The sequence below is a fragment of the Streptomyces flavofungini genome (assembly GCF_041028215.1).
Lineage (GTDB): Bacteria > Actinomycetota > Actinomycetes > Streptomycetales > Streptomycetaceae > Streptomyces > Streptomyces flavofungini_B.
This window is the reverse complement of the sequence record NZ_JASKYR010000453.1, coordinates 1-7,188: the sequence shown is the minus strand read 5'-3', so window position 1 is coordinate 7,188 and position 7,188 is coordinate 1. Positions and strand designations below refer to the sequence as shown.

The window sequence follows — 7,188 nt, the reverse complement described above, 5'->3', positions numbered from 1 at the left end:
CCCAAGAAGGCAGGCCTCCATGCGACACGGCAGACACCGCACGCTCGGCATAGGGACCGTCATCGGATCGGCGCTGGCCGTCGGCGCGCTCGCCCTCGCGCCCGCGGCCGGTGCGGTCGATCCGCAGAGCGCCACCCTCTCCTTCGACTGCGGCTCCTTCGGCTCGGGCACGGCGACCCTCACCGCCGCCCAGGACGGCACCAGCGCCACCATCGAGGTGTCCACCTCGGCGATCACCGCCCCCATCGACATCGGCGCGGGCGCGGTCGACTCCACGCTCACCCTCACGAAGAACGGCTCGGGGACCACCGAGTTCACCGGCAGCTCCAACCCGGCCATCCCGGCGGGCGGCGCCGTCTCCACCGGGCCGCTCACCGGCACCGTCGCCGCCGGGGACAGCCTTGAGGGCAGGTCCCTGCGGATCGTGGTCCTCGGCATCACGGTGACGTGCAACGCCACGTCGGCGCAGACGCCGGGCCCGTTCGTCTTCTGATCGTCCCGTCACTCCCCCACCAGGGGCCGCACGTACTGCTCGCCCTTCTCGTCCCGTACGGCGAAGCCCGCCTCACGCACCGCCTCGGCCAGGTCCCTGGCGTCGCGCGGGGCGTCCCGCTTCAGGGCGGCCTCGCGGGCCTTGAGGAGCGCGTGGGCCTCGGCGGGCAGGTCGGGGGTGCCGGGAATCCAGCGGCGGAACAGGGCCGCGTGCGGGTCGGCGTCCCGCCAGGGGTAGCCGTGCGCGCGGAACGCCTCGGCCAGCGCGGCGGCGGGCGCCTGGTGCTCGCCCCGGGCCAGTTCGGCGGAGTCCCTGCCGAGGACGACCAGGTGCTTGCCGTCGCGGAAGACCGCCGCGATGTCCGCGCGCCGCAGGACCAGGGTCGAGTCGTGCTGCTCGACGCGCACCTCCTCGTCGGTCAGCCGCAGGCGCATCGCCTCGGCCATCGCGACGAACGCGAGGACGAGGCCGACCACAAGACCGGCCGCCATCACGACCCCGGTCTGCCAGGGCGCGTCGAGGCCGCCGACGAAGGCGACGGCGTCCCGCCAGGGCAGCACTGGGGAGTCCGACGCCCAGCGGGCCAGGCGCGGCACGGCGAGGCCGATCAGCAGTCCGGCCGCGGGCAGCCCGGCGAGCAGCACCCACAGGTCGCCCTTGGAGTGCCGGAGGTCCGTCGTCCGCGGCTCCGCGGCGCCAGGTCTCTTCTCGAACCGGTCGCTCGGCATCGTGATGGTGCTCCGTTCCTCCCGTGACGTCGGACCCGCCGTCCAACGACGTACGCACGCAACGCTAGGAGCCGTGCGGGACGGTACGCGGCGGCCGAAAGTCGGTCGCGGCCGAACTTCGGTAGCGATTACGGTGCCGCTCATGCTGCCCGAGGTGACCACGGACGAGGAATGGGACCGCGTCGTCCCCGACGAGGCGGTCATGCGGCCCGGAGCCGAGGACCTCTGCGCACGGCTCGGCCTCGCGGGCGCGCCCCTGGTCCGCTACCCGGCGGGCTCACAGCCCGTCTACGCGGTGGGCGAGGCGCACGTACTGAAGCTCTTCCCCAAGGCGGCGGCCGAGGACGGCATCGCCGAGGGCCGCGTCCTGAGCCACATCCAGGGCAGGCTGCCTGTGCCCACACCCCGCGTCCACGGGGCAGGCGCGTACGAGAACGGCTGGTACTACGTCCTCATGGACCGGCTGCCCGGCGAGGACCTCGCCGTCGCCTGGCCGCGCCTGCCGCGCGCCGACCGGGAGCGGCTCGTCACCGAGGCGGCCGAAACGCTCGCCGCGCTGCACGCCCTCGACCACGCGCCGCTTGCCGATGTGCTCGGCCCCGGTGACTGGGACGCCTTCCTCGGGCGCCAGTCGGAGGGGGCGGACGGGCGGCAGCGCGAGCGCGGGCTCCCGGAGAGCTGGCTGGCGCAGATGTCCGGCTTCCTCGACTCCGTCTCCTTCGAGGGCGCGGCGTCCCCGGGCCGACGGGCTCTGCTGCACACCGAGTTCATGCGCCAGCACCTGCTGGCCGCACCCGCGCCCGGGCCCGGTGGCGGCTGGCGGCTCACCGGGCTCCTCGACTTCGAGCCCGCCATGATCGGCGACCGGGCCTACGACTTCGTGGGCGTCGGGCTCTTCGTCACCCGCGCCGAACCGGGGCTCCTCGCCCGCTTCACCCGGGCGTACGGCGAGACGTTCCCGCCCCGCCTGCTCCTCGCGTACACCCTGCTGCACGTCTACAGCAACCTCCCCTGGTATCTGCGCGAGCTGCCCGCACCACCCGAGCCGACGCTCGACGCGCTGGCGGAGAAGTGGTTCGGGCGGGAGGCGTAGGCCGCCCGGCGGACGGAGCGGAGCCGTCAACCGCCGTCGGCGGCGGCGACGTCCGACCGCTCCGCCACGCGGCGCAGCTGCGCGGCGAGCACGGCCTCCGCGTCCGGGGTCAGGGTGCGCAGCGCCACCATGGCGGTGACGATGACGTCGCAGAGCTCGGCCTGGACGTCGTCCCAGGAGTGGCTCGTGCCCTTGCGCGGATTCTGGCCCATGGCGCCGATGACCGCCTCGGAGACCTCGCCGACCTCCTCGGAGAGCTTCAGCATGCGCAGGAGCAGGGCTTCCCGCGGGGTGCGCTGGTTGTGGGAGTCCAGCCAGTCGTGGAGCCGGGCGATGGTGTCCCACGGGTTCGGGGCGGCCGGGGCGGCGGCCGGGTGCTCGTTCATGCCCGCAGCCTGCCACGGCGGCCGGAGTCTACTCCTCGGAAGCGGCGCTCTCCCGTACGTTCTTGGCGCGCGCCCCCAGCGTCAGGACGACCCCGACCGCGGTGCCCGCGAGGGCGGCGGGGACCATCCAGCCGCGGTTGAGGGCGTGGCCGACGGCGTGGTCGACGGAGTAGCGGCCGGGTCCGGTGACGGCGAGGGCGGCGGCGGTCAGGCCGAGGAACGCCGGGTACTCATAGCCGCCGCCCTGGCTGAAGAAGCCGTTCGGCGCGTGCACGGCGGCGGCGCCCGCCATCGCGCCCGCCGCCGCCGACCCCGCCGCCGGGGTGGCGAGCCCCAGCGCGAGTAGGGCGCCGCCACCGGCCTCGGCGAGCCCGGCGACCAGGGCGTTCAGCTTGCCGGGCACATAGCCGATGGACTCCATGAAGGCGCCGGTGCCCTCAAGCCCGTGCCCCCCGAACCAGCCGAACAGCTTCTGGCAGCCGTGCGCGGCCAGGACGCCGCCGGTTCCGGCGCGCAGCAGCAGCAGTCCGAGGTCACGTCGGTCCAGGCACGAGCAGCTCATCGGGGCTCCCAAGGCAGGGTGGGGAAGGAAACGGTCTTCCCCCACCGTCCGACGTACCGGCGCCGGGCACCCGGTTCACGCCGCCGTACGGGTGAGGGGCGCCCGGCTCCCGGTGGCGCGGCGGGTCGCCCGGTGTGAGCGTGTGCCCATGAGCATCCAGGTGAACCGGCTCGGCGACCCCGCGGTCCGCGCCTTCGTGAGCGCCGTGAACGCCCACGACAAGCACGCCTTCGAGGCGCTGCTCGCGCCCGGCGCGACCATGTCCGACGACGGCTCCGACCGCGACGTCGCCGAGTGGACCGAACGGGAGATCTTCTCCTCGAACGGCCACATGGACGTCGAGTCGGAGTCGGACGGGGGCCGGGCGCTGCTCGTCTCCTACCGCAATGACACCTGGGGCGAGATGCGGACGAAGTGGTACTTCACCGTGGACGGCTCGGGCCGGATCTCCCACTTCGAGACCGGCCAGGCCTAAAGCCGCCGTACCCGGGGGCCCGCGGCGGACCCCTGTGCACGAGCCGCTTGGGTCACGCCGGGATGCGCACCGCGGTCCCGCTGACCCGCACCCGCTCGTCGCCCTCGCGCAGCGTCACCGTCAGGACGCCGGGCCTGCCCATGTCATCGCCCTGGTGGAGGGTGAGGACCGTGGCGGCGGGGACGAGGCCGAGCTCGCGCGCGTAGGCGCCGAAGGCCGCGGCGGCGGCGCCCGTCGCCGGGTCCTCCACGACGCCGCCCACCGGGAACGGATCGCGGACGTGGAAGACGTCCGCCGACGCCCGCCACACCAGCTGCACGGTGGTGAGGTCCAGGCGCCGCATCAGCGCTTCGAGGCGCGCGAAGTCGTAGTCGAGCGCGGCGAGGCGCTCCCGGGTCGCCGCCGCGAGGACGAGGTGGCGGGCGCCCGCGAAGGCGATCCGGGGCGGCAGCCCGGCGTCCAGTTCCCCGGCGTCCCAGCCGAGCGCGGCGAGCGCTTCGGCCACGTCGTCGGCCCCGGCGGCCGCCACGCGCGGCGCGACGCTGGTGAGCGTGGCCCGCGGGGTCCCATCCGCGCTGTCCACGGCCACCGGAACCGTGCCCGCCGGCGTCGCGAACACATAGCCGTCGGCGGGTGCGGAGCCGTCCCGTTCCGCGAGCGCCACCGCGGCGGCCACCGTGGCGTGCCCGCAGAACGGGACCTCGGCCTTGGGAGAGAAGTAGCGCACGTCGTAGGCCCGTGCGGGGGCGCTGGGGGCGCCGGAGTCCCGGGCCGTGAGGAACGCCGTCTCGCTGTAGCCGAGTTCTGCCGCGATCGCGAGCATCGCCGTGTCGTCGAGCCCGGCCGCGTCGAGGACGACACCCGCGGGGTTGCCGCCCGCGGGGTCGGTGGTGAAGGCCGCGTAGCGCAGCACTTCGGGGGCAGGGGTGCCGTCTTGATAAGTCGTCATGCGCAGGGCAACCGTGCCGTGGCGCGGGTCATTCCCCGTGGTTCCGCCAGGCGAAATATCCCGGAATGGTCGCCCTGCGCCCCTCCCCCTGCTGGTGGTCAGTGGCAGCTCACGTGCCCGGAGCCGGTGCGGGACCAGGAGCAGGAGTCCTGGAGCGAGCCGCTGGGCTTGACGAGGCGGGCCTTGTCGCCGGTGTTGTTCCAGACGTAGCTGCCCCGGCCCCAGTAGCGCACGCCGGAGGCGTTGGTGCCCTTGCCCGTGCGGACCTTGACGGTCTTGCCCGCGCCGATCTTGTAGCTGCCGAAGGTGTAGGTGTACCCGGTGTTGTCCTTGAGCTTGTAGCCCTTGAGCTGGATCGGGGACCGGGTGTTGTTGTGGATGTTGACCCACTCGGCGTTCAGCGAGGCGTTCGAGCGGGTGTCACGCCCGGGGCTGTCGTACTGGATGTAGCCGAGGTGCAGCCCGCCCTGGTGGCTCGCCGCCGACGCGGGCGACGCGGCGAGCAGGGCCGCCGACAGGGCGGTGGCGGCGAGGACGGCGGGGGCGGCGGTGCGTATGCGCAAGGGTTGCTCCAAGTGTGAAGTTCTCGTGGAGAGAAGCTGAGCATACGGTGCGCGCCGACCCGGATCGGCGCGGTGGATCCCACTCCACTTGTGCAGATCTGAGCCGCTGAGGCCCGTCGGCCGCGGCGGCCCTGTCCACCGCCGCGTCGGGATCAGCCGCGCCCGACGTACGGCATGTTCGTGGCGAGGACCGTCGCGAACTGGACGTTCGCCTCCAGGGGCAGTTCCGCCATGTGCCGCACCGTGCGCGCCACGTCGGCCACGTCCATCACCGGCTCGCTCGCGAGTTCGCCGTTGGCCTGGAGGATGCCGGACTGCATGCGCTCGGTCATATCGGTCGCGGCGTTGCCGATGTCGATCTGTCCGACGGCGATCCGGTACGGCCGTCCGTCGAGGGAGAGCGACTTCGTCAGGCCGGTCAGCGCGTGCTTCGTCGCCGTGTACGCCACCGAATTCGGGCGCGGCGTGTGCGCGGAGATGGACCCGTTGTTGATGATCCGGCCGCCCTGCGGCGCCTGCTCCTTCATCTGCCGGAAGGCCGCCTGGGCGCAGAGGAAGGCGCCGTTGAGGTTGGTGTCGACGACGTGCCGCCAGGCCTCGTAGGGGAGGTCCTCGACCGCGACGCCGCCGGGTCCGAAGGTCCCCGCGTTGTTGAAGAGCAGGTCGACCCGCCCGAAGCGCTCGCGCACGGCGGCGAAGAGCGCCGCCACATCCTCCGGGCGCGCCACGTCGGTCCGTACGGGGAAGGCGGCGCCCGCCGTCGCGGAGGCGAGGGCGGCCGTCTCCTCCAGGGTCTCGGGGCGGCGGCCCGCGAGCGCCACCGACCAGCCCGCGGCGAGCAGTTCGAGGGCGACGGCGCGGCCGATGCCGGAACCGGCGCCGGTCACCACGGCGGTCCTCGGGCCGGTCGGGGGCGGGGTGACCCGGGACGTTTCCCGCGCGGGAGTTGGCTCAGCGTTCATGGCCCCGCAGCGTACGGGAGGCCGGGCCACGCGGACATCATCCGCCCGCCATGCGGCTGTTGTGTACGCGACAGGCAGCCGTCGCCCCCCGCTACTTCCATGCCCCTGACACCAATCGTCAGGGAAGGGTCCTATGACACCCGCAGGCACGCACCACGCACCCGAGCTCCGCGCCGCTGCCCAGCACCTCGGGCGCCGCCGCTTCCTCACCGTCACCGGAGCCGCCGCCGCGCTCGCCTTCGCCACCAACCTGCCGAGCGCGGGCGTCGCCGCCGCGGCGGAGCTCGACGCCCGCCGCATCAAGGACGACCCGTTCACGCTCGGCGTCGCCTCCGGGGACCCGCAGCCCACCTCGGTCCTGCTCTGGACCCGCCTCGCCCCCGCCCCCTACGAACCCGGCGGCGGCCTGCCGGCCGAGCGTGTCACCGTCCGCTGGGAGCTCGCCCACGACGCCCGCTTCCGCCGCGTCGCCAGACGGGGCACGGCCACCGCGCACCCCGAGTACGGCCACTCCGTGCACGTCGAGGCCGACCACCTGGACCCGGGCCGCCGCTACTACTTCCGCTTCCGCGCGGGCCAGTGGACCAGCGACACCGGCCGCACCCGCACCGCGCCCGCCGCGGGCAGCGACCCGGCCGCCCTGAAGCTCGCCGCCGTCTCCTGCCAGGCCTACCACGACGGCTACTTCACCGCCCACAAGCACCTGGCCCAGGACGACGTCGACGTCGTCCTCCACCTCGGCGACTACCTCTACGAGTACGCCGTCAACGCCGTCGGCGGCGCCCGCAACTACACCGACCGCACGCTGCCCGCCCACTTCAACAAGGAGACCCAGACGCTGGAGGACTACCGCCTGCGGTACGGCCTCTACAAGTCCGACCCCGACCTGCGGGCCGCGCACGCCGCGCACCCCTTCGTCGTCACCTGGGACGACCACGAGACCGAGAACAACTACGCCGACGACATCTCCGAGAACG

10 protein-coding genes are annotated in these 7,188 nt (G+C 73.8%); 4 read left to right on the top strand and 6 right to left on the bottom strand.

Annotation, left to right across the window (positions count from 1 at the left end; genetic code table 11):
- Positions 1-19: 19 nt before the first annotated feature.
- Positions 20-493 (top strand): hypothetical protein, encoded by a 474-nt coding sequence (locus AB8Z36_RS26730; protein ID WP_369215933.1) that lies wholly within the window; start codon positions 20-22, stop codon positions 491-493.
- Positions 494-501: 8 nt separating this feature from the next.
- Here AB8Z36_RS26730 and AB8Z36_RS26725 read toward each other — a convergent pair whose 3' ends face one another.
- Complete coding sequence (locus AB8Z36_RS26725) at positions 502-1,221, bottom strand: YqeB family protein (protein WP_369215932.1); 720 nt, start codon at positions 1,219-1,221, stop codon at positions 502-504.
- A gap of 142 nt (positions 1,222-1,363) precedes the next feature.
- Between AB8Z36_RS26725 and AB8Z36_RS26720 the strand changes: the two genes are divergently transcribed.
- A complete protein-coding gene (locus AB8Z36_RS26720) occupies positions 1,364-2,314 on the top strand; it encodes an aminoglycoside phosphotransferase family protein (RefSeq protein ID WP_369215931.1) in 951 nt (316 codons plus the stop codon).
- A gap of 26 nt (positions 2,315-2,340) precedes the next feature.
- Here the strand turns inward: AB8Z36_RS26720 and AB8Z36_RS26715 are convergent, their stop codons facing one another.
- Together AB8Z36_RS26715 and AB8Z36_RS26710 are read right to left on the bottom strand one after the other, a co-directional pair.
- Entirely contained in the window at positions 2,341-2,700 is a 360-nt protein-coding gene (locus tag AB8Z36_RS26715; protein WP_369215930.1) for a MazG-like family protein, read from the bottom strand.
- A 28-nt stretch (positions 2,701-2,728) separates the two neighbouring features.
- Complete coding sequence (locus AB8Z36_RS26710; RefSeq protein ID WP_369215929.1) at positions 2,729-3,262, bottom strand: DoxX family protein; 534 nt, start codon at positions 3,260-3,262, stop codon at positions 2,729-2,731.
- A 148-nt stretch (positions 3,263-3,410) separates the two neighbouring features.
- Between AB8Z36_RS26710 and AB8Z36_RS26705 the strand changes: the two genes are divergently transcribed.
- Positions 3,411-3,737, top strand: coding sequence for a nuclear transport factor 2 family protein (locus AB8Z36_RS26705; RefSeq protein WP_369215928.1), 327 nt, complete (start codon positions 3,411-3,413; stop codon positions 3,735-3,737).
- Between the two features lie 52 nt (positions 3,738-3,789).
- Here the strand turns inward: AB8Z36_RS26705 and AB8Z36_RS26700 are convergent, their stop codons facing one another.
- The 3 genes from AB8Z36_RS26700 to AB8Z36_RS26690 all read right to left on the bottom strand — a co-directional run bounded on the left by AB8Z36_RS26700 (position 3,790) and on the right by AB8Z36_RS26690 (position 6,211).
- Positions 3,790-4,686, bottom strand: a complete 897-nt coding sequence (locus tag AB8Z36_RS26700) for a PhzF family phenazine biosynthesis protein (protein ID WP_369215927.1) — start codon at positions 4,684-4,686, stop codon at positions 3,790-3,792.
- A 98-nt stretch (positions 4,687-4,784) separates the two neighbouring features.
- Positions 4,785-5,249, bottom strand: a complete 465-nt coding sequence (locus tag AB8Z36_RS26695) for a lamin tail domain-containing protein (protein ID WP_369215926.1) — start codon at positions 5,247-5,249, stop codon at positions 4,785-4,787.
- Between the two features lie 152 nt (positions 5,250-5,401).
- A complete protein-coding gene (locus tag AB8Z36_RS26690) occupies positions 5,402-6,211 on the bottom strand; it encodes an SDR family oxidoreductase (RefSeq protein ID WP_369215925.1) in 810 nt (269 codons plus the stop codon).
- A gap of 133 nt (positions 6,212-6,344) precedes the next feature.
- On the opposite strand from AB8Z36_RS26690, the gene AB8Z36_RS26685 reads away from it, so the two are divergent.
- On the top strand, positions 6,345-7,188 hold an 844-nt coding region (locus tag AB8Z36_RS26685), incomplete at its 3' end, for an alkaline phosphatase D family protein (RefSeq protein WP_369215924.1).